Annotated in this window: 20 protein-coding genes and 1 pseudogene; 13 read left to right on the top strand and 8 right to left on the bottom strand. The window is 69.7% G+C overall.

Annotated features, from left to right (window positions below; translation table 11 throughout):
- Nucleotide 1 precedes the first annotated feature (1 nt).
- The 4 genes from IF78_RS0123080 to IF78_RS0123065 all read left to right on the top strand — a co-directional run bounded on the left by IF78_RS0123080 (nt 2) and on the right by IF78_RS0123065 (nt 4081).
- Nucleotides 2-775: a cytochrome c biogenesis CcdA family protein gene (locus tag IF78_RS0123080; RefSeq protein ID WP_031478091.1), complete on the top strand. Its 774-nt coding sequence runs from the start codon at nt 2-4 to the stop codon at nt 773-775.
- A 3-nt stretch (nt 776-778) separates the two neighbouring features.
- On the top strand, nt 779-2506 hold the full coding sequence (resB, locus tag IF78_RS0123075) for a cytochrome c biogenesis protein ResB (protein ID WP_031478089.1): 1728 nt from the start codon (nt 779-781) through the stop codon (nt 2504-2506).
- Nucleotides 2503-3603 (top strand): c-type cytochrome biogenesis protein CcsB, encoded by a 1101-nt coding sequence (ccsB, locus tag IF78_RS0123070; RefSeq protein WP_031478088.1) that lies wholly within the window; start codon nt 2503-2505, stop codon nt 3601-3603. Before resB ends, ccsB begins: the two co-directional genes overlap by 4 nt.
- Before the next feature lie 73 nt (nt 3604-3676).
- The gene (locus IF78_RS0123065) at nt 3677-4081 is read left to right on the top strand and encodes an SRPBCC domain-containing protein (RefSeq protein ID WP_031478087.1); all 405 of its coding nucleotides are present in this window, start codon (nt 3677-3679) and stop codon (nt 4079-4081) included.
- On the opposite strand, the gene IF78_RS0123060 is transcribed toward IF78_RS0123065, so the two are convergent.
- From IF78_RS0123060 to IF78_RS0123045, 4 genes are all read right to left on the bottom strand, one after another.
- Nucleotides 4053-5465 carry a condensation domain-containing protein gene (locus tag IF78_RS0123060; protein ID WP_031478086.1) on the bottom strand — a complete coding sequence of 471 codons (1413 nt, stop codon included), beginning with the start codon at nt 5463-5465 and terminating at the stop codon, nt 4053-4055. The two genes, IF78_RS0123065 and IF78_RS0123060, sit on opposite strands and share 29 nt — an antisense overlap.
- A gap of 103 nt (nt 5466-5568) precedes the next feature.
- Entirely contained in the window at nt 5569-6552 is a 984-nt protein-coding gene (locus tag IF78_RS0123055; protein WP_031478085.1) for an isopenicillin N synthase family dioxygenase, read from the bottom strand.
- On the bottom strand, nt 6536-7012 hold the full coding sequence (locus IF78_RS0123050; RefSeq protein ID WP_031478083.1) for a nucleoside deaminase: 477 nt from the start codon (nt 7010-7012) through the stop codon (nt 6536-6538). The genes IF78_RS0123055 and IF78_RS0123050 overlap by 17 nt, the downstream gene beginning before the upstream one ends.
- Before the next feature lie 5 nt (nt 7013-7017).
- Entirely contained in the window at nt 7018-7731 is a 714-nt protein-coding gene (locus IF78_RS0123045; RefSeq protein WP_031478081.1) for a MerR family transcriptional regulator, read from the bottom strand.
- A gap of 93 nt (nt 7732-7824) precedes the next feature.
- Between IF78_RS0123045 and uvrA the strand changes: the two genes are divergently transcribed.
- Nucleotides 7825-10350: an excinuclease ABC subunit UvrA gene (gene uvrA, locus IF78_RS0123040; protein WP_031478079.1), complete on the top strand. Its 2526-nt coding sequence runs from the start codon at nt 7825-7827 to the stop codon at nt 10348-10350.
- Nucleotides 10351-10374: 24 nt separating this feature from the next.
- On the opposite strand, the gene IF78_RS0123035 is transcribed toward uvrA, so the two are convergent.
- The 3 genes from IF78_RS0123035 to IF78_RS0123030 all read right to left on the bottom strand — a co-directional run bounded on the left by IF78_RS0123035 (nt 10375) and on the right by IF78_RS0123030 (nt 12810).
- On the bottom strand, nt 10375-11472 hold the full coding sequence (locus tag IF78_RS0123035) for a helix-turn-helix transcriptional regulator (RefSeq protein ID WP_031478077.1): 1098 nt from the start codon (nt 11470-11472) through the stop codon (nt 10375-10377).
- Between the two features lie 378 nt (nt 11473-11850).
- Nucleotides 11851-12078: a hypothetical protein gene (locus IF78_RS48515; protein ID WP_158751477.1), complete on the bottom strand. Its 228-nt coding sequence runs from the start codon at nt 12076-12078 to the stop codon at nt 11851-11853.
- Between the two features lie 420 nt (nt 12079-12498).
- Nucleotides 12499-12810: a PLD nuclease N-terminal domain-containing protein gene (locus IF78_RS0123030; RefSeq protein WP_031478075.1), complete on the bottom strand. Its 312-nt coding sequence runs from the start codon at nt 12808-12810 to the stop codon at nt 12499-12501.
- Between the two features lie 88 nt (nt 12811-12898).
- Between IF78_RS0123030 and IF78_RS0123025 the strand changes: the two genes are divergently transcribed.
- From IF78_RS0123025 to IF78_RS43795, 3 genes and pseudogenes are all read left to right on the top strand, one after another.
- Nucleotides 12899-14356, top strand: coding sequence for a menaquinone biosynthesis decarboxylase (locus IF78_RS0123025; protein WP_031478073.1), 1458 nt, complete (start codon nt 12899-12901; stop codon nt 14354-14356).
- Complete coding sequence (mqnP, locus tag IF78_RS0123020; protein ID WP_031478071.1) at nt 14353-15255, top strand: menaquinone biosynthesis prenyltransferase MqnP; 903 nt, start codon at nt 14353-14355, stop codon at nt 15253-15255. The genes IF78_RS0123025 and mqnP overlap by 4 nt, the downstream gene beginning before the upstream one ends.
- A 46-nt stretch (nt 15256-15301) precedes the next feature.
- Nucleotides 15302-15873, top strand: a pseudogene (locus IF78_RS43795) (Uma2 family endonuclease).
- On the opposite strand, the gene IF78_RS0123010 reads toward IF78_RS43795, so the two are convergent.
- Nucleotides 15851-16507 carry a rhomboid family intramembrane serine protease gene (locus IF78_RS0123010; protein ID WP_051828102.1) on the bottom strand — a complete coding sequence of 219 codons (657 nt, stop codon included), beginning with the start codon at nt 16505-16507 and terminating at the stop codon, nt 15851-15853. The pseudogene IF78_RS43795 and the gene IF78_RS0123010 sit on opposite strands and share 23 nt — an antisense overlap.
- A gap of 88 nt (nt 16508-16595) precedes the next feature.
- Between IF78_RS0123010 and IF78_RS0123005 the strand changes: the two genes are divergently transcribed.
- The 5 genes from IF78_RS0123005 (at nt 16596) to IF78_RS0122985 (ending at nt 20459) form a co-directional block, all read left to right on the top strand.
- Entirely contained in the window at nt 16596-17279 is a 684-nt protein-coding gene (locus IF78_RS0123005; protein WP_051828099.1) for a UbiX family flavin prenyltransferase, read from the top strand.
- Nucleotides 17280-17357: 78 nt separating this feature from the next.
- Nucleotides 17358-17813 carry an Lrp/AsnC family transcriptional regulator gene (locus IF78_RS0123000; protein ID WP_031478067.1) on the top strand — a complete coding sequence of 152 codons (456 nt, stop codon included), beginning with the start codon at nt 17358-17360 and terminating at the stop codon, nt 17811-17813.
- An 84-nt stretch (nt 17814-17897) separates the two neighbouring features.
- Nucleotides 17898-19061 carry an aminofutalosine synthase MqnE gene (mqnE, locus tag IF78_RS0122995; RefSeq protein WP_031478066.1) on the top strand — a complete coding sequence of 388 codons (1164 nt, stop codon included), beginning with the start codon at nt 17898-17900 and terminating at the stop codon, nt 19059-19061.
- 197 nt (nt 19062-19258) lie between these two features.
- On the top strand, nt 19259-19918 hold the full coding sequence (locus tag IF78_RS0122990; RefSeq protein ID WP_031478064.1) for a UdgX family uracil-DNA binding protein: 660 nt from the start codon (nt 19259-19261) through the stop codon (nt 19916-19918).
- 16 nt (nt 19919-19934) lie between these two features.
- Nucleotides 19935-20459: a GNAT family N-acetyltransferase gene (locus IF78_RS0122985; RefSeq protein ID WP_031478062.1), complete on the top strand. Its 525-nt coding sequence runs from the start codon at nt 19935-19937 to the stop codon at nt 20457-20459.
- The last annotated feature ends 76 nt before the right edge of the window (nt 20460-20535 follow it).

Here is a 20535-nt window from a genome sequence, read left to right as displayed (position 1 = left end):
CGTGAGCGCACCGTCCACGCTCGCCGAGGCCGCGAGCTACAACGACACCGTGCTGAACGGCGCCCTGCTGATCGCGCTGCCGATCGCTCTGCTCGCCGGCCTCGTCTCCTTCTTCTCCCCGTGCGTCCTGCCGCTCGTGCCCGGCTATCTGTCCTACGTCACCGGAGTCAGCGGCACCGACCTGGCCGACGCCCGGCGCGGCCGGATGGTCGCCGGTGCCTCCCTGTTCGTGCTCGGCTTCACCGCCGTGTTCGTCTCCGGCGGGGCGCTGTTCGGCTACTGGGGCGCCAACCTGCAGGAGAACAAGGACGTCCTGACGAAGGTCCTCGGCGTCCTCATGGTCGTCATGGGCCTCTTCTTCATGGGCCTGATGCCCTGGCTCACCCAGCGCGAGTTCCGCTTCCACACCAAGCCGACCACCGGGCTGGCCGGTGCCCCCCTGCTGGGCGCCCTCTTCGGTATCGGCTGGACGCCCTGTCTGGGTCCCACTCTCTCCTCCGTGACGATCCTCGCGGCCCACGAGGGCAGCGCGGGCCGCGGCGCCGTACTCACCGTCGCCTACTGCCTCGGTCTCGGCGTCCCCTTCGTGCTCGCTGCCGTAGCCTTCCGCAAGGCCCTCGGCGCCTTCGCCTGGGTCAAGCGCCACTATGTCTGGGTGATGCGCATCGGCGGCACCATGATGATCGCGACCGGTGTGCTGCTGCTGACCGGCGCGTGGGACCGCATCGTGCAGGAGATGCAGGTCTGGTCCAGCGGCTTCACTGTGGGGATCTGATCGATGAGCAACACGACCGACAAGGCCGCCCCGGCCCCCGCTGACGAGGACCTGGGCGCCGCCGGCTCCCAGCTCTCCACCGCCCCCGCCGAGGAGATCTCCAGCCCGCCCTCCCTCGGCCTCATCGGCTGGGCCCGCTGGTTCTGGCGGCAGCTCACCTCGATGCGGGTGGCGCTGCTGCTTCTCCTGCTGCTGTCGCTCGGCGCGATCCCCGGCTCGCTCATCCCGCAGACCGGTATCGACGAGACGAAGGTCGCCGAGTTCCGCCAGGCGCACGAGACGCTCGCGCCGATCTACGACAAGCTCGGCCTCTTCAACGTCTACAGCTCGGTGTGGTTCTCCGCGATCTACATCCTGCTGTTCGTCTCCCTCATCGGCTGCATCGTCCCGCGCACCTGGCAGTTCGTCGGCCAGCTGCGCGGCCGCCCACCGGCCGCCCCGAAGCGCCTGACCCGGCTGCCCGCCTACACCACCTGGCGCACCGAGGCCGAGCCCGAGCAGGTCCGCGAGGCCGCGCTCGCCCTGCTGAAGAAGCGCCGCTTCCGCGCTCACCCCTCCGGTGACGCCGTCGCCGCCGAGAAGGGCTATCTGCGGGAGGTCGGCAACCTCCTCTTCCACATCGCGCTGATCGTGATGCTGATCGCCTTCGCCTGGGGCCAGCTCTTCAAGTCCGAGGGCAACAAGCTGACCGTCGAGGGCGACGGGTTCTCCAACACCCTCACCCAGTACGACGACTTCAAGTCCGGCAGCCTCTTCAGCCAGGACGACCTCGACCCGTTCAGCTTCACCCTGAAGAACTTCAAGGGCACCTACGAGGTGACCGGCCCCAACCGCGGCACCCCGCGCACCTACCAGGCCGACATCACCTACAGCGTGGGCGCCTACGGCAAGGACGAGAAGGCCACCGTCAAGGTCAACGAGCCGCTGGAGATCGGCGACTCGAAGGTCTACCTCGTCAGCCACGGCTACGCCCCCGTCATCACGGTCCGCGACGGCAGGGGCAACGTCGTCTACCACGACGCCGTCCCCCTCCTCCCGCTCGACGGCAACGTCACCTCCACCGGCGCCATCAAGGTCATGGACGGCTACACCGACGCCAAGGGGAAGTGGGACCAGCTCGGCTTCCAGGCCTTCTTCCTGCCGTCGTACGGCGGCGCCGGCACCGCCGTGGTCTCGCAGTTCCCGGCCCTGCTGAACCCGGTGCTGAACCTGGAGGCCTACCACGGCGAACTCGGCGTCAACTCGGGCATCCCGCAGAGCGTGTACCAGCTGAACAAGAGGAACCTGACGGGGTTCAAGAACGCCAAGGGCGAGCAGCTCCGGGAGAACCTCAAGCCCGGCGAGACCATGAAGCTCCCGAACGGCGCCGGCTCGATCACCTTCGAGAAGGAGATCAAGGAGTGGGCCGGCTTCCAGGTCGCCCGCCAGCCCGCCAGCGGCTGGGCGCTCGCCGGTTCCGTCGCCGCGATCCTCGGCCTCGCCGCCTCCCTCTTCATCCAGCGCCGCCGCGTGTGGGTGCGGGCCACCACGGGCCCCGACGGCGTCACCGTCGTCGAGATGGCCGGCCTCGGCCGCAGCGAGTCCGCCAAGGTGCCGGAGGAACTCGGCGACCTCGCCGGGGTCCTGTACGAGCAGGCGCCGGGCACGCCCGACCCCGACGACGACTCCACCGACGACACCCCCACCCCCGACCCCCAAGTCGCACCCGCCGAAGGGGCTGAGACCAAGTGACTCTCGCCGCCGCGACCGAGCTGGCCGCCGCCACCAACGAAAACCTCGCGAACATCAGCAACACGCTGATCTACTCGTCGATGGCCGTCTACACGCTGGCCTTCTTCGCGTACATCGCCGAGTGGCTCCTCGGCAGCCGCAGCAAGGTCGGCCGCACGGCCGCCGCGCTCACCCCGGCGAAGGCCGGCAAGGCCGCCGCGCCGGCCGTCACCGTGAAGAAGGGCGGCTCCACGGCCGTACTGGAGCGGCCGAAGGTCGTCGTGCGGGCCACGGCCGGGCAGCGGGACGTGCCGGACGGGCCCGGGGCGCACGGCGGGGACGCGCAGGGCGACCTCTACGGGCGTATCGCCATCTCCCTCACCGTCCTCGCCTTCCTGATCGAGTTCGGCGGTGTGCTCGCGCGGGCCCTGTCGGTGCAGCGGGCGCCGTGGGGCAACATGTACGAGTTCAACATCACCTTCTCCACGGTCGCCGTCGGCGTGTACCTCTCGCTGCTCGCGCTGAAGAAGAACGTGCGCTGGCTCGGGCTGTTCCTGATCACCACGGTCCTCCTGGACCTCGGCCTCGCCGTCACTGTCTTGTACACCGCCAGCGACCAGTTGGTTCCCGCCCTTCACTCGTACTGGCTGTACATCCACGTCTCCACGGCGATCTTCTGCGGCGCGGTGTTCTACGTGGGTGCCGTCTCCACGCTGCTCTACCTGTTCAAGGACTCGTACGAGAACAAGCTGGCGAACGGCGGCACGCCGGGCCGCTTCGCGAACTCCGTCCTGGACCGGCTGCCCGCCTCGGCGTCCCTCGACAAGTTCTCGTACCGCGTCAACGCCGCCGTCTTCCCGCTGTGGACCTTCACGATCATCGCGGGCGCGATCTGGGCGGGCGACGCCTGGGGCCGCTACTGGGGCTGGGACCCCAAGGAGACCTGGTCCTTCATCACCTGGGTCGCCTACGCCTGCTACCTGCACGCCCGCGCCACGGCCGGCTGGAAGGGCCGCAAGGCCGCCTACCTCGCCCTCATCGCATTCGGCTGCTGGCTGTTCAACTACTACGGCGTCAACATCTTCGTCTCCGGCAAGCACTCGTACGCCGGGGTCTAGGCCCTGTCGTCGACAAGGCAGGTCAGCGGGCGTAAGGGGTGCGGATCGTCCCCGGCGGAGTCAGGCTGGTGCTATGAGCGGTTCCATCGAACAGGGCACCAGCCAGGCCCACGGGAACACGCACATCCTGCACTTCCTCGTGCGGCTTCCCCGGCCCATGGAGACGGTCTGGCCGGCCCTGGCCACCCAGGAGGGGCTCGCGGCGTGGTTGACGCCGGCCGACGTCCTGGAACCCCGGCTCGGCGGAGCGGTCACGCTGCGTGACATCGGCTCCGGGCGGGTCACCGCATGGGACGTGGAGCGGATCGCCGAGTACACCCTGGAGGGCGGCGGTCGGCTCAGGTTCCATCTGGAGCGCGACGGGGACGAGGGCAGCGCCCTGCGCTTCACCCATGAGTTCCAGCGCGGGGAGGAGTCGGAGCAGCGGTGGCGGGCACGCTTCGAGCGGCTTATCGAAGTACTTGAACCGGGCCCGTGACCGTCGACGCGATGACGTCCCGCAGCCGCTCCATGTACAGCCGCATGTTCTTGCCCGCGACGTCCGTGTCCGGGTAGCGGCTCGCGAACCACAGGCCCTCATGGAGGCGGGTGACCCAGGCGCACACCTGGTCGCCGTACGACACCCGGATCAGCCCGTACGCCTTCTGCTCGGCCCAGCGCCCGGATCCGGGGACGCCGCGGGCGTCGACGTAGGAGACGATCGAGTACAGGTCGGGGGAGGTGGGGCGGAAGTCCGCGCCGAGCAGGCGCAGCACCCGGGCCAGCGGCATGCGGGCCATGTGCCGGTTGGCGTGCAGCGTGGCGCGTACCGTCCGCAGGGCGCTGGGCAGGTCGCGGGCCTCGGTCATGGGGATCTCGATGGGGGCGCCGCCCACGTACCAGCCCACGGAGTCCGACCAGCGGGACTTCACCCGGGTGTGGAAGGGCACGACGGTGCGGTAGACGGGCTCGCCGCCGATCTCGTGGACGATGAGGGCGGTGGCGGCCAGGATGCCGACCGCGCTGCCGCCGTAGGGGCGGCAGTACGCCTCGAAGGCGGCGGCGGTGTCCCGGTCCGCGAGCTCCTCGCGCAGGAGACTCTGGGTGGGCAGCCCGGCGTCGGGGTCCAGGCCGAGGTCGATGGGGAAGTTCGGCAGCCTGCCGTCGCAGCGGCCGACGAACTCCCGCCAGCGGGCGACGATGTCGTGGCTGTCGTCGATCCGGTCGGCGTCCGTCCGCTCGATCTCGCAGAAGTCGACGTAGCTGCTGACCGGCCCGAGCTCCATCGCCCGGCCCGCGACGCGCGCCGCGTAGAGCTCGTGGATCTCGCCGGGGATGCGGTGGATGGAGTGGCCGTCGACATTGCTGTGGTCGAAGGCCATGTACACGCTGGTGGAGTCGTCCCGGACGACGGCCGCGTAGATCAGGTTGGGCCAGCGCAACGCGTCCGCCGTGGCGTCGAACCGGTCCTGGAGGTACCCGACCAGCTCAGCCGGGTCGGTGAAGTCGCCGACGTCCACGCGCCGCAGGGACACGGCGTCGGCGTCGAGCGTGAACCGGCGCATCTCGTCGCCGGACTCCCCGGACCAGCGGAAGCCGCTGCGCAGCGTCTCGTGCCGCAGTGTCCAGCCGCGCAGCGCCTCCTGAAGCGCGTCGAGGTCGGCCCGGCCCGGGATGTCGAAGGCGGTGCCGAGCCAGGTCGGCACGAACAGGCCGTCCTCGCGTACGGACCGGGCGGTCCTGATGTGCGACTCCTGGATGTACGCCGGCGGCCGCGAGTCCTCGGGCAGCCCTGTCGCCGTCGCGACGGTCGACGGGCTGAGCGTCCATTCCACGAGACGTCCGGGCCGGACCTCGCAGCGCTGGATGTCAGTCATTCGCACAGGCGGCTCCATTCGCGGCGGGGGACACACCCGAAAGGGTGGTATCCCGCCCAACGAGGCAACCCTTGCTCAGAAACGGTTCGCGACGATCAGCCGAGCGCGATCAGTCCACCGTGATCGAATCCAGCTTCTCCCGCAGGTACACATGCGAGTCGACCGGCTCGTACGCCACCCGGCCGACGGGCGCCGGTACCGACTCGACCCGCGTCCCCGGCGTGCACTCGCCGAAGTAGACGAGGGACATCAGCTCCTCGGCCGGCGCGTCGGCGGGCGGCGGCAGCACGCGATGCCGGCCCGACCGCCACCGGCCGCCGGTCCAACGGGCCATCAGGTCCCCGATGTTGATGGTGAAGGCGTCCGGATCGTACGGCGCGTCCTCCCACCCGCCGTCGTCCGTGTAGACCTGCAACCCGCCCTTGCCCGCCTGCCGGTCGAGGATCGTCACCGTCCCGAAGTCGGTGTGCGGCCCGATGCGGAACTGGCCGGGTTCCGGTTCCCCGACGACCTCGGTACCCGGGTACCAGTTGATGTTGAAGCCGTACGTCGGATGGTCCATGTGCCGTGAGAAGAAGTCCGGTTCCAGGCCCAGGGCCTCACCGAGCAGGGACAGCAGCGTCTTCTCCAGCTCGGCCATCCGCGTCAGGTACTCCTCGACCAGCGCCCGCAGCTCGGGCACCTCGGCGGGCCACACGTTCGGCGCGCACCACTCGGCGTTGGTCGCCGGGTCGTCGAAGGGCTCGTGCGTCGCGAAGCTCAGGGACTCCTTCAGGTCCGGCGGGGTCTCGGTGCCCTCCGAGTAGCCGTTGGCCTCCGCCCCGGGGCCGAGCCAGCCGCGGTCGCCGACCTTCACGGCGTAGGGCTGCTTGACGTCCGGCGGGAGGGTGAAGAAGACACGGGCCACCTCCCGGATCCGGGCGCGCAGGGCCGGGTCGACACCGTGCCCGGTGACCAGGAGGAAGCCGGCGGTCTGGAGGGCCTCGTCGACGGTGCGGGCGATCGCCCCGCGCGCCTCGGCGTCGCCGTCGAGCCAGGGCCTGAGGTCGATCGTGGGGATGCGTGGCTTACGTGGCTCACTTACCGATGTCACCGATGTCACCAATGTCCTCGTTCCACAGTGCCGGATGGTCCTTGATGAAGTCGCGCATCATCCCGATGCACTCGGGGTCGTCCAGGAGCACGATCCGCACACCGTGCTCGGCCAGCCAGTCGTGCCCGCCGCAGAAGGTGACCGCCTCCCCGATCACCACCCGCGAGATCCCGAACTGCCGCACCAGCCCTGAGCAGTACCAGCACGGCGACAGCGTGGTCACCATGGTCGTACCCCGATACGACCGCTGCCGCCCCGCCGCCCGGAAGGCCGCCGTCTCCGCGTGCGTGGACGGGTCGCCGTCCTGCACCCGCCGGTTGTGCCCGCGCCCGAGGAGGGCCCCGTCGGGGCCGTAGAGGGCGGCGCCGATGGGGATGCCCCCTTCGCCGAGCCCGGCACGCGCCTCGGCGACGGCGGTGGCGAGCCAGATACGGGCCGTCGCCTCGTCCAAGAGATCCATGGCTCTCACTCTCCGGTGCACTCCAGGTAGTCGTCCAGGCGGCCGGCGCCGGACAGCATGGCCCGGGTGCGGGCCGTCAGCGCCTCACCCCGCGTCGCGATCGCCGCCCGCAGGGCCTCGCTGCTGCCTTCGCGGCGCAGGCCGTCCAGGACCGGGCGGATCTGGCCGAGGAGGTAGTGGCTGCGGCGCAGGGTGTGGATCAGGCGGGTGTCGCGGACGTCGACGGGGCGGTAGACGCGGTACCTCGTGCCCCGCTCCCGTTCCGGCGTGATCAGTCCGGCCGCCTCCCACACTCGCAGCGCCGACGTCCGCACCCCGAGCAGCGCGGCCACCTCGCCGATACGCAGCCCGGAACGCGGCAGCTCGGCCGGGGGCGCCCCGGCCAGCGTCTCCAGGGCCTCGCTCGTCGCCCGCAGCGCCGCCCGCTCCTGGTGCAGCGCGGCGTGCGCGGCGTCGACCAGGGCGAGCGCGGCCGGGACGGCACCGGCGTGCACGGCACGCATGATCCCCGCCGCCGTCACCGGCCCGTAGCCGCGCCGCAGTGCGCGATAGGTCAGCAGCGCCCGGCGGTGCACACCGGTGAAGGTCCGGTAGCCGGACGCCGTGCGCGCGGCCGGGGGCAGGATCCCCGCCTCCTCGTAGTTGCGGACCTGCTGCGTCGAGATCCCCGCGAGGCGGGCCAGGTCGACCGGCCGCAGGCGTTCGTCGTCGTTCCTCACGGGACTTGAAGGTTACGCGATCCCGATTCCCGTATCACCAGGGCGATGGGCGTCCAAAGTCTCCAAAAGCACTTCAATGAAAAACTTGAAGGCATGGAGGACTGCATCCACATCACCGGCGCCCGTCTGCACAACCTCGACAACGTCACCCTCGCGATCCCCAAGAACAAGCTGATCGTCATGACCGGCCTGTCCGGCTCCGGCAAGTCCACCCTCGCCTTCGACACCCTCCACCGGGAGGGCCAGCGGCAGTACATGGAGTCGCTTGGCATGGTCACCGGTCTGGTCAGCCGCCCCTCCGTGGACTCCATCACCGGCCTGTCCCCGTCCATCAGCGTCGACCAGCACCTCACCAACCGCAGCCCCCGCTCCACGGTCGGCACCGTCACCGAGGTGTTCACCTATCTGCGGCTGCTGTGGTCGAGGATCGGGATACGGCCGTGTCCCGGCTGCGGGAAGGACGTCCCGCCGTCGCACGCGTACGAGTACGACGACGAGGACACCGAGGGCGAGCAGAGCCCCTGCCCGCACTGCGGTGCCCCCGTCCCCGAGCTGGTGATGGGCTCCTTCTCCTTCAACAAGCCCGCCGGCGCCTGCCCCACCTGCACCGGCCTGGGCGAGGTGATCCGGGCGGACGTGAGCCGCCTGGTCGACGGCGGGCGATCGGTCGCCGAGGGGGCCGTACTCGGCCTGCACCCGAAGGCCGTCGAGCGCACTGTGCAGGTGCTGAGGGCGGCAGCGCGGCACTACGGGTTCACCTTCGACACCGAACGTCCGCTGGACCAACTGATCGATCCTGAGCGGGACTTGCTCCTGTACGGCGTCGAAAGCCCCGAGTTCCGCCGCCACTTCCCGGACACCGAGCCGCCCGCCACCGTCACCGCCGGACGCTTCGAAGGCGTCGCCACCGCGGTGATGCGGCGCTACGCCGAGCGCATCGAGGACACCGAGTACCGGGAGCGAACCGAGAAGCAGGCCCTGGTCAAGGAGGTCTGCGGGGAGTGCGGGGGCGCGCGGCTGCGGGCGGAGAGCCGGGCGGTCACCGTGCACGGCCTGACGATCGTCGAGGCGGCCCGTGCGTCCCTCGACGAACTCGCCGCCTGGCTCGGCGGGTTGCGGGAGCGGGTCTCCGAAGAGGAGTGGCTGTTCGTGGAGCCGGTCGTCGCCGACCTCGAAGAGCGGGTACGACGGCTGGTCGACGTCGGCGTCGGCTATCTCACCCTGGAGCAGCCGACCCCGAGCCTGTCCGCGGGCGAGTCGCAGCGGCTGCGGCTGGCCGCGCTGCTGGGATCGGGGCTCACGGGCGTGCTGTACGTCCTGGACGAGCCGACCATGGGACTCCACCCCGCCGACACCGCCCGCCTGGTCGACGTGCTGCGCAGGCTGCGGGACCTCGGCAACACGGTGCTGGTCATCGAGCACGACCTGGACGTGCTGCGGGCGGCGGACCATGTGGTGGACGTCGGTCCGGGCGCGGGGCGCGACGGCGGGCGGATCGTGGCGCAGGGGACGCCGCAGGAGGTGGCGCGGGCCGGGGCCACGGGGACCGTGGGCTCGCTGACGGGGGCCGAGGGCGGCTTTACGGCCGCTGAGGCTCCCGGCTCGATCACGGGGGCGTATCTGGCGGGCCGGCTGTCGGCGCCCGCCTCGAAGGGGCGGGGGAACGCCGGCCGGGCGCTGGTGATTCGCGGGGCGCGGGCGCACAACCTCAAGGACCTCACCGTACGGATCCCGCTCGGCCGCCTGGTCACCGTCACCGGGCCGTCCGGGTCGGGGAAGTCGACCCTGCTGCTGGAGATCCTGGGCCGGGCGGCCCGCAGGCACTTCCACGGCGCGGGGGACCGGCCCGGCGAGCACGACGGGATCGACGGCTGGGAGCACCTGGGCAAGGTGGTGACCATCGACCAGGAGCCGATCAGCCGGCTGCCCCGCTCGAACGCGGCGACCTACTCGGATGTGTTCACCCCGATCAGGGAGACGTTCGCGGCCCGCTCCGGCGGGCGGCTGACTCCCGGCGCCTTCTCCTTCAACGTCCCCGGTGGCCGTTGCGAACGGTGCGAGGGTGCCGGCGTGCTCTCGGTCCATATGCACTTCCTGCCGCCGGTGGAGGTGAGGTGTCCGGGCTGCCGCGGCCGGCGCTTCAAGCCGGAGGTGCTGTCGGTGCGCCATGCCGGACACGACATCGCCGAGGTGCTTCAGGCGACGGTCGACGAGGCCCTGGCGATGTTCGCCGATGTCCCGGCGATCACCGCCCGCCTGCGCCGCCTGTCCGACGTCGGTCTCGGCTATCTCCCGTTGGGCCAGCCGGCCACGACGCTCTCCGGGGGCGAGGCCCAACGCCTGAAACTGGCCAAGGAACTGGGCCGCAAGGCTGCCGGCAGCACCCTCTACCTCCTGGACGAACCCACCACCGGCCTCCACTGCGCCGACACGGCCCGCCTCCTCGCCGTACTCCAACGCCTCGTCGACACCGGCCACTCGGTCGTCACCATCGAGCACAACCTCGACGTCGCCCACGCCTCGGACTGGCTGATCGACCTCGGGCCGGAAGGCGGGTCGGGGGGAGGCAGGCTCGTGGCGGAGGGGGCGCCGGGAGAGGCGACGAGGGGCGTGGGCTGACGGCTGCGTGGGCCGGCCCGGCGCTCAGATGGTGTCCTGCGCCGGCCGTACGGCCCGTCGCACCACGATCGGGCGCCGGCGCTGGTCCCAGTAGCGGCTCAGGTTGGGTGCCGGCACCCGTGGATACAGCCGGCCGTAGCGGGCGTAGTTGGTACGGACCGTGCTGAGGCCGTTCTCGGTGGGCGTGGCGTAGGCCTGGTCGCCGCGTTGCAGGACGGTGGCGTACTGCCGGATCTGGAGGACGGCGAGGTCCGCGGCGGACGCGTAGCGCGAGATGCTGGACAGGGCGATGCCGTCGAGGCCGGCGTTGGTGAGGGCGACCATGAGCCGCCACTGACGGACGTTCATCGCCTCCGACAGAAACCGGCTCACATTCTTCGCGGCGGTGGGTTCGGCCAGCTCGATCAGGGCTTCGAGACGGATACGGCGGTTGCGGGCGCCGGCCGCGTCGTCGGCCGACTGTGCGAAGGCCTCGTCGACCTTCATACGCGCATGGTCGCGCAACAGCTCGCGGTAGGCGTCGAGTTCGGCGTTGACGATGCGGCAGGCGACTTTCGGGGACCGCTGCAGGAGCTTGGCGATGCGCTGGAGCAGGGGGTCGTCGACGTCGATGACGGCGGGGGCGTGCTCCTGGTGGGCCCGCTGGAAGACGATGCGGAGCTGTTCGGCCAGTTCGGCCTGGCGGGCGACCGCCGCGGGGTGTTTGAGCAGCGCGCGGTCGATGACGGCGGGCGTCACGCCGAAGACGCGGGCCAGGTTCATGCGAACCGTTCCGTCGTCCCGGACGGGCAGCAGGGCGCGCCGCTCGAGGTTGGCATAACTGCTGCGGCTGATACCGACTTTCGCGGCGGCCTCGGCCAGGGTCAGTCCGCTCTGGCAGCGCAGCCCGTGGAGGTCGGCCAGGGCGCGCTTCGTGCGGAGTCTGCGTGCGGGGATGCTGAAGAGGTCGCTGAGCTGCGCGATGCGTTTCGGATCCGGCTTGGAGGTGTTGTTCTCGTAGGCGAGGATGCGGCTCTTGGACGTGCCCAGGCGCCTGGCGACCGCCTCCGCGCTGAGGAGCTCGCCGTCCACCGGGCGGGTCAGGCGCGCGGTGCGCAGGGCCTCGCCGTCGAAGTCCGTCATGCCACGAGCCACTGCCGCCCGCTCCCTCTCTCGTTACCCATTCAAACTAGCTTTGCTAGCCGTGCGGTACCGTTCACGTCCATTATCGTGGGTGCGGATTCATCCTGAAGGGTGTTCTGGCGGCTTTCTGCAGCTCAAGTGGTATGGCGTGGTACCGTTCAGAACTGTTTTGGGTTTCCGTGGCATGGCTGCGGGCATCAGGATGGGCGCGCAACGGGGTGGCTTTCTGGGGGGATCTCTACAGTGGGACTGTCCCCGGAGCGCTGTGCTCCGCGACGACTTACCGAAGAGTGACTGTGGGCCCGCGCCAAGGCGGGAACCTGACCGCGGGCCCACGTGCCGACTATTCGGTAACTGACGGCGGATGAGGTCCCAACCTCATCCGCCGTTGTCGTACAGGTCGAGCATCAGCCGGACGAGCCAATACAGGCACTCGCCGGCCACGCGTGCCCGACTGCGCGGCGCGTTACCGCGGTCCGCCTCTGGAGTGCCGTGCGGCGGATCGGCGCTGTCCCGGCCCGTGGTGTCCGGTTCCGGTGGGCCCGGATCCTGCGGGTCAGGGGGGACGGCGTCGTCCCGGTCGCTCGGCTGGTCAGGGCTAGCCACGGACCTTGCTCCTCTCTGTTGGGTACCGGGCCTTGTGAACCCGTACGGCGCCCACGGGCACCGGTACAGCGAGGAGCTAGGAGGAGACTACCGGGTGTCGGGCTCGGAACCCCTATCACTCATGTGGGTCAACCCCGCGTCATCAACGGACGTGCGGCGTCAACGTGCGGGAGTGGGCGGCGAGTTCGAATAGATGAGTCGACATTCCTGTGCTCTGTGACGTTCACGCCTTGCATGTGAGGGGTGTGTTCGAGCAACTCTCTTGAGAATGAAGGCGATTGTTACCCTCGGGTAGGCTGAAAAAAGTTGTGCAACTTGCTTGGGTAAACGTCCCGAGGTCTGTCGCCGTCCGAGCGGGATGTATCATCCGCCGCTCATTCTCGGTGAGTTGTGACCGAGCGTGGCCAACAGGAGCGCCGGTCAGGGCTCGTCGCGCTTCTTCTCGTCGTCGTCCTCGTCCAGCGACTTCAGGAACTCGGGATTGTCGTCGGGGGCGACCCACCGCTGCCGTCGACGCTGGTCCCGTACGCCGGACCAGCCCTCGGCGGCCGGGCTGCGCTTCTTGCCCGCGATCATCCAGGAGATGGAGCCGACCAGCGGGAACACCAGGACGAGGATCGCCCACAGCGGCTTGGGCATGTGGCGGATGTCCTCTTCCTTCGTGCTGATGCAGTCGATGAACGCGTACACGCTCAGCGCCAGTGGCACGAGGAACATCAGCACCCGGAGCATGGGCCCTCTCCAGTGAAACGGTCGTCGGGGCCGGGGGCACGGCCCCCGGGTCAATGGCCAGGGTAGCCCCTCGGGGATACTTGACCCCATGGCTTACGACGATCTTCGTTCCCTGCTCAGGGCGCTGGAGCGCGAAGGCGACCTCAAGCGCGTCAAGGCTGAGGTCGATCCGTATCTGGAGGTCGGGGAGATCGTCGACCGCGTGCAGAAGTCCGGCGGTCCCGCGCTGCTCTTCGAGAACGTGAAGGGGTCGTCGATGCCCCTCGCGATGAACGTCTTCGGGACCGACCGGCGGCTGCTCAAGGCCCTGGGCCTGAAGTCGTACGGCGACATCTCCGACAAGATCGGCGGGCTGCTCAAGCCCGAGCTGCCGCACGGGTTCGTCGGGGTCCGCGAGGCCTTCGGGAAGCTCGGCGCCATGACGCACGTACCCCCGAAGAAGGTGAAGTCCGACAACGCGCCGGTGCAGGAGGTCGTGCTGCACGGCGACGAGGTCGACCTGGATCGTCTCCCGGCCCTGTTCACCTGGCCCAAGGACGGCGGCTCCTTCTTCAACCTGGGGCTGACCCACACCAAGGACCCGGAGAGCGGCGTACGGAATCTCGGCCTGTACCGCCTGCAGCGCCACGACAAGCGCACCATCGGCATGCACTGGCAGATCCACAAGGACAGCCGGAACCACTACCAGGTGGCGGCGAGGAGGGGAGAGCGGCTGCCGGTCGCGATCGCCTTCGGGTGCCCGCCCGCCGTGACGTACGCCTCCACCGCCCCGCTTCCCGGTGACATCGACGAGTACCTGTTCGCGGGCTTCGTCGCGGGTAAGCGGATCGAGATGGTCGACTGCAAGACCGTCCCGCTCCAGGTCCCGGCGCAGGCCGAGGTCGTGCTGGAGGGGTGGCTGGAGCCCGGCGAGATGCTGCCGGAAGGCCCCTTCGGCGACCACACCGGTTTCTACACGCCGCAGGAGCCCTTCCCCGCCCTGAAGATCGATTGCGTGACGATGCGCCGTCGACCCCTGCTCCAGTCGATCGTCGTAGGCCGGCCTCCGACGGAGGACGGTCCCCTGGGTCGTGCGACGGAACGCTTCTTCCTCCCCCTGCTGAAGATCATCGTCCCGGACATCGTGGACTACCACCTGCCGGAAGCGGGCGGCTTCCACAACTGCGCGATCGTCTCCATCGACAAGAAGTACCCCAAGCACGCCCAGAAGACGATGCACGCGATCTGGGGCGCCCACATGATGTCCCTGACCAAGCTGATCGTGGTCGTCGACTCCGACTGCGACGTCCACGACCTGCACGAGGTCGCCTGGCGGGCCCTCGGCAACACGGACTACGCCCGTGACCTCACGGTCGTCGAAGGCCCCGTCGACCATCTCGACCATGCCTCCTACCAGCAGTTCTGGGGCGGCAAGGCGGGCATCGACGCGACGAAGAAGTGGCCCGAGGAGGGCTACACGCGCGACGGCGGCTGGCCCGACATGGTGGAGTCCGACCCCGAGACGGCGGCGAAGGTCGACCGCCGCTGGAAGGAGTACGGACTGTGAGCAGCGCCTCCGCCGCGATTCCGCAGCCAGGACGCACGAAGGCGTTCCTCCGCCTCGTCATGATCGAGCACTCGGTGTTCGCGCTGCCCTTCGCGTACATCGCCGCGCTCACCGCGATGTTCCAGATGGACAGGAACATCCACTGGGGCCGACTGCTCCTGGTGACGGTCTGCATGGTGGGCCTGCGTACCTTCGCGATGGCCGTGAACCGGATCATCGACCGCGAGATCGACGCGCGGAACCCGCGCACGGCCCAGCGCGAACTGGTCACGGGCGCGATGTCGGTCCGCCACGCCTGGACCGGCGCCCTCATCGCCCTGGTGATCTTCCTGGGCGCGGCCGCCCTGCTCAACCCCCTGTGCCTGGCCCTCGCGCCCATCGCCGTGATCCCGATGGTCGTCTACCCCTACGGCAAACGGTTCACGAACTTCCCCCAGGCCATCCTGGGCCTCGCCCAGGCGATGGGCCCGGTCGGCGGCTGGCTGGCGATCACCGGCTCCTGGTCCTGGGACGCGGTGATCCTCGGTCTGGCGGTGGGCATCTGGATCGGCGGCTTCGACCTCATCTACGCCTGCCAGGACGTCGAAACCGACCGCGAGATCGGCGTGATGTCGGTGCCGGCCCGCTTCGGGATCCCGGCGGCGATCTGGGGAGCGCGGGTCTGTCACGCGGTGACGACGGGATTGTTCGTCTGGTACGCGGTGGTCACGGACGCGGGCGCGTTCTTCTGGCTGGGCCTGCTGATCGTGGCCGCCGCGTTCCTCTACGAGCACTCGATCGTCCGCCCGCACGACCTGTCCCGCGTGAACAGGGCGTTCTTCAGCGTCAACGGGTTCATCGGGATTGCCCTGTTCGTGTGTGCGCTGCTTGATCTCTTGGTTCGGGGTCTGACCGTGTAAGTACGGTGCGGCCTACCATCGAGGGCAGGACCCCAGGGAGGCCAGCGTGACCGTCTCGGGCATCGACCGCCTGCACTCGCAGCTCAGCAAGCTGGAGGGCATGTTCCCCGGCTATCTGACGGAGATTGTCGAGGGCAGCATTGTGATGAACCCGGTCAGGCCGTTCCACGGGAGGACGATCCGGAAGGTGTCCAACGATCTGGAGCCGCAGCTTGCGCCGGTCTGGGAGCTGGTGAGCGATGTTGCGTTCCCCTTTGACGACGCCAATGAGTTCTGCCCCGACATCGCGGTCATCCCGGCCGAGGCGGAGGACGAGAACCGCAGTTCCTACCCCGCCGATCTCATCGAGTTCGTGGCCGAAGTGGTGTCCCCGGAGAGCATCCGCCGCGACTACGAGCTCAAACCCCGCTGAACGCCTCCCGAGGCATCGCCAACTACCTGATCCTCGACTGGCTGAAGGGCCATTGCGTCACGATGTGGAACCCAGGGCCCGACGGCTACCTGGGCCGCGACACCATCCCGTACGGCCCCGACCTCACCATCGACTCACCGCTCGGCAAGCTGACAGTCCCCACCGCCGGCCTCCCGATCGACCCTAAAGCGCGCTCCCGGCCCTGAGTGCCGGACCAGTCGTCCGGCGACGCAGCAAGAACGCCGCCGCCACCCCCGCCACCAGCCCCACCAGGTGCCCCTGCCAGCTGACGCCGGACTGGGTCGGGGCGAGGCCTGCCAGTATCGAGCCGCCCCAGACCGCGGCCACCAGCAGGCCGACCAGGACGCCGAGCGGGCGACGTTCCACGAAGCCGGTGACGACCAGGAAGCCGAACAGACCGAAGATCAGGCCCGAGGCGCCCGCGGTGTTGGTGCCGGCCGGGGATATCAGCCAGACGCCGAGGCCGTCGGCGACGACGATCAGGGCACAGACCGCGGCGAACCGGCGTATGCCGCCGAGCGCCGCCAGGAACCCCAGGACCAGCAGCGGCACGCTGTTCGCGGCGACGTGGGCGAAGCCGAAGTGGATGAAGGCGGCCGGGACGACGTCCACCAGCTCGGACGACGTGCGCGGGACGATGCCGAAGCCGTCCAGGGCGTGCCCGCTGATCACGTCGGCCACTTCCAGCAGCCACAGCAGGGCCACCCAGCCCAGCATCAGCTTGGCCGCGGTCCTCGCGCGCTCACCCCACGACCACTCGCGCCCCGCACCCCACGCACCCGGACCGCGCGTACCCCATGTGCCCGACGTACCCGGCATGGCAACCCCCGCCCAACTCGTCCCCCCTGGGAACGCCCGGCCCCCCTTCGTCGGTTCCCACCCCGCAACGCCGGATAGGCTCGGGGGCGTGAACCCAGTCAAGCCAGGAGAGACGCCGCGTACGCCTTGGATCGTAGGGGTGTCCGGCGCTTCCGGCACCCCATACGCCGCCGCGGTGCTGCGTGCGCTCCTCGCCGCCGGGGAGAGCGTCGACCTGGTCGTCAGCCGGGCCTCGCGGCTCACGCTGCTCGACGAGACGGGCCTCGCCTTCCGGGACGCGCACTGGCGGGACGACCTGCGGGAATGGCTCTCCCGCGGGGCCGACGGCAAGCCCGGGACCTTCGAGGTCGACATCACCGGCGTACGGCACTGGAGCGCGGGGGACCTCGCGGCCGGGCCGTCCTCCGGGTCGTACCCCACCAAGGGCATGCTGATCGTGCCCGCCTCGACGGCCTGCGTCGCGGGCGTCGCGCTCGGGCTGTCCAAGGATCTGCTGCAGCGGGCGGCGAGCGTCACCCTCAAGGAGCGTCGCACGCTGGTCGTGGCCGTAAGGGAGACCCCGCTGAACGGGCAGACGCTGCGGCATCTCGTCGCGCTGGACGACGCCGGCGCGAGCGTCGTACCGGCCTCGCCGGGCTTCTACGCGGGCGCGACCCACATCCAGGACCTGGTCGACTTCGTCGCCGGACGGGTGCTGGACGCGGCGGGCGTCGAGCACGACCTGTACCGGCGCTGGAAGGGCGAACTGGGCGGCGGCACACCCGTCCGGTAGCGGCAGGCACACAGCAAGTCGCAAGTGGCAGTACCTCTCATCACTTCTGGAACTCTTCAGCGGAAGGCTTCGAATCGCATGGACGCGGTGGACAGGCAGCTCATCCAGGCCCTGAGGGAGAACGGCCGGGCCTCCTACGCGGAGCTGGGACGCCTCGTCGGCCTGTCGGGACCCAGCGTCACCGACCGCATCAACCGGCTGGAGGCGGCCGGCGTCATCACCGGCTACCGCGCCACCGTCGACGCCGCCTCGCTCGGCCTCGGCGTCACCGCGCTGATCGGCATCTCGCTCTCCGACGCGACCGACCACGAGGACGTGGCGAACCGGCTGAAGGACCTGCCGGAGATCGAGGACTGCTGGTTCATCGCCGGCGACGACTCCTACATGCTCAAGGTGCGGGCGGCCGACGTGGACGGGCTGGAGAAGATCATCCGGCGGCTCAGCGGGACCACGGGCGTGTCCCGGACCCGTACGACGATCGTGCTCTCCACGAAGTGGGAGAACCGGGTGGGTGAGTTGCCGGCGGAGGCGTAGGCCCGGAGGGCCGTATGGGGGCACCTCCCGCCCGGAGGGTGGGGGAGTACGGTTGATCGCGGTTGTCGTAGAAAGGGTTGAGGTATGGACGTCGGGCTCAAGCGCGAGCTGGAGCAGAAGGTCATGGCCGGTGAACGGCTGACCCGTGAGGACGGCATCGCGCTGTACGAGTCGGACGACCTGGCGTGGCTCGGCGGCCTCGCGCACGAGGTGCGCACGCGCAAGAACGGCGACGTCGTCCACTTCAACGTCAACCGTCACCTCAACATGACGAACGTGTGCACGGCCTCCTGCGCCTACTGCTCGTTCCAGCGCAAGCCGGGCGAGAAGGACGCGTACACGATGCGCATCGAGGAGGCAGTCAAGCTCGCCAAATCGATGGAGAGCGAGAACCTCACCGAGCTGCACATCGTCAACGGCCTGCACCCGAACCTCCCCTGGCGCTACTACCCGCGCTCGCTGCGGGAGCTGAAGGCCGCCCTTCCGAACGTCTCGCTGAAGGCCTTCACGGCGACGGAGATCCACCACTTCGAGACGATCAGCGGTCTGTCGGCGTCCGAGATCCTGGACGAGCTGATCGACGCGGGCCTGGAGTCGCTCACCGGCGGCGGCGCCGAGATCTTCGACTGGGAGGTCCGGCAGCACATCGTGGACCACCGCACCCACTGGGAGGACTGGTCCCGCATCCACCGCCTGGCGCACGAGAAGGGCCTCAAGACCCCGTGCACCATGCTGTACGGCCACATCGAGGAGCCGCGGCACAGGGTGGACCACGTCCTGCGCCTGCGTGAACTCCAGGACGAGACGAACGGCTTCCAGGTCTTCATCCCGCTGCGCTACCAGCACGACTTCGTGGACATGAAGGACGGCAAGGTACGCAACCGCCTCCAGGCCCGCACCCAGATGGCCACCGGCGCCGAGGCCCTGAAGACCTTCGCGGTGTCGAGGCTGCTGTTCGACAACGTCCCGCACGTCAAGGTCTTCTGGGTCATGCACGGCGTCCAGACCGCCCAGTTGGCGCTGCAGCACGGCGCCGACGACATGGACGGCTCGGTCGTCGAGTACAAGATCACCCACGACGCGGACAACTACGGCACCCCGAACAAGCTGACCCGCGAGGACCTGCTGGACCTGATCCGGGACGCGGGGTTCCAGCCGGTGGAGCGGAACACGCGGTACGAGATCATCCGGGAGTACGACGGTCCTGACCCGTTGCGCCGGGAGTCGCCGCAGCCGATGCGGGTCTGACGGCTCGCCGGCTGCCGGCGACCGTCGCCGTCGCCGTCGGCAGTCCAGGGCCTACCAGGTGCCGGGCTCGGCGTACCAGGAACCCCGTGGACCGTCGGAACCGCCGTCCTCGCGGCTCGTGAATGTGTGCGCCCTGTCCTGGCATCGATCGATCGGGCTGGCCGGGTTGACTACCGGCTAGGGGGTACTCGTCGGCCATGGTGAGCACAAAGGCACCCGAGGACGCCTACACGGCCGCACCCTTCGTCCCGGACCGCGGCGGCCTCCCTTCCCTGCGTCGTGCCGCCGCCGACTGCCATGGCTGCCCCCTGCACCGAAACGCCACCCAGACCGTCTTCGGCCAGGGCACCGTCAACGCCCGCGTCATGCTCGTCGGCGAACAGCCCGGCGACCAGGAGGACCGCCAGGGCAAGCCGTTCGTCGGCCCCGCCGGCAAGCTCCTCGACCGAGCTCTCGCAGAGGCAGGCATAGACCCGGCGGACGCGTACGTCACCAACGCCGTGAAGCACTTCAAGTTCACACCGACGGAAGGCCCGAAGCGCCGTATCCACAAGGCGCCGACCCTGCGCGAGATGACCGCGTGCGCGCCGTGGCTGGCCGCCGAGCTGGCCCTCGTCGAGCCCGAGCTGATCGTGCTCCTGGGCGCGAGCGCGGGCAAGGCGCTGCTCGGCTCGTCGTTCCGGGTCGGTGAGGTGCGCGGGGCGCTGCTGGAGCGGGAGATTCACGGGCGGCAGGAGAAACTGGTGGCGACGGTGCATCCGTCGTCGGTGCTGCGGGCACGGGACGACGCTGACCGCAAGGCCGCGTACGAGGGGCTGGTCGCCGATTTGAAAGTGGCGGCGCGAGCCTTGTCGTAATAGATACGATGCCTGGGTGTCCCTTACTTTCACTCTCGATCCGGCCGTCACCCCCGCCCTTCGTGATGGGATCCTCGATCTGTGGACCGACGTCTCCAACGCGGGTGGGGCCGTGGGCTTCGTGCCGCCGGTGACGCGTGAGGAGATCCGGCCCGAGCTGGTGCGGAAGTTCGCCGCCATGGCCGACGGAAGCCGGCGGCTGCTCGTCGGGCACGACGAGGACGGCCGGGTGGCCGCGACCGCCTTCCTCACCTTCAACTCGCACCGGCTGATGACCCACTGGATCTGGCTGTACACGGTGATGGTGCACCCCCGCCACCAGGGCAAGGGCTACGGCCGCGACCTGCTGACGGCCGCCGAGCGGGCCGCCCGCACCTTCGACGGCATCGAGGCGATCCGCCTCACCTGCCGCGGCGGCCTCGGCCTGGAGCGTTTCTACGGCTCCTGCGGCTACAAGGAGGTCGGCCGGATCCCCGCCGCCATCCGGGTCGCGCCGGACGACGACCGGGACGACGTGATCATGCTGTTGCCGCTCGGCTGAGCCGCGTATCGACCCCCCTGCAAGATCAGCGGGGCGGCGTGCTTCACTGGACGGTGGCCCTTTTTGGAATCGGAAG

The sequence above is a fragment of the Streptomyces bicolor genome, assembly GCF_000719285.1.
In the GTDB taxonomy this organism is placed as follows: Bacteria; Actinomycetota; Actinomycetes; order Streptomycetales; family Streptomycetaceae; genus Streptomyces; species Streptomyces bicolor.
The sequence above is the reverse complement of the archived record's forward strand: the minus strand, read 5'-3'. Positions and strand labels throughout refer to the sequence as shown.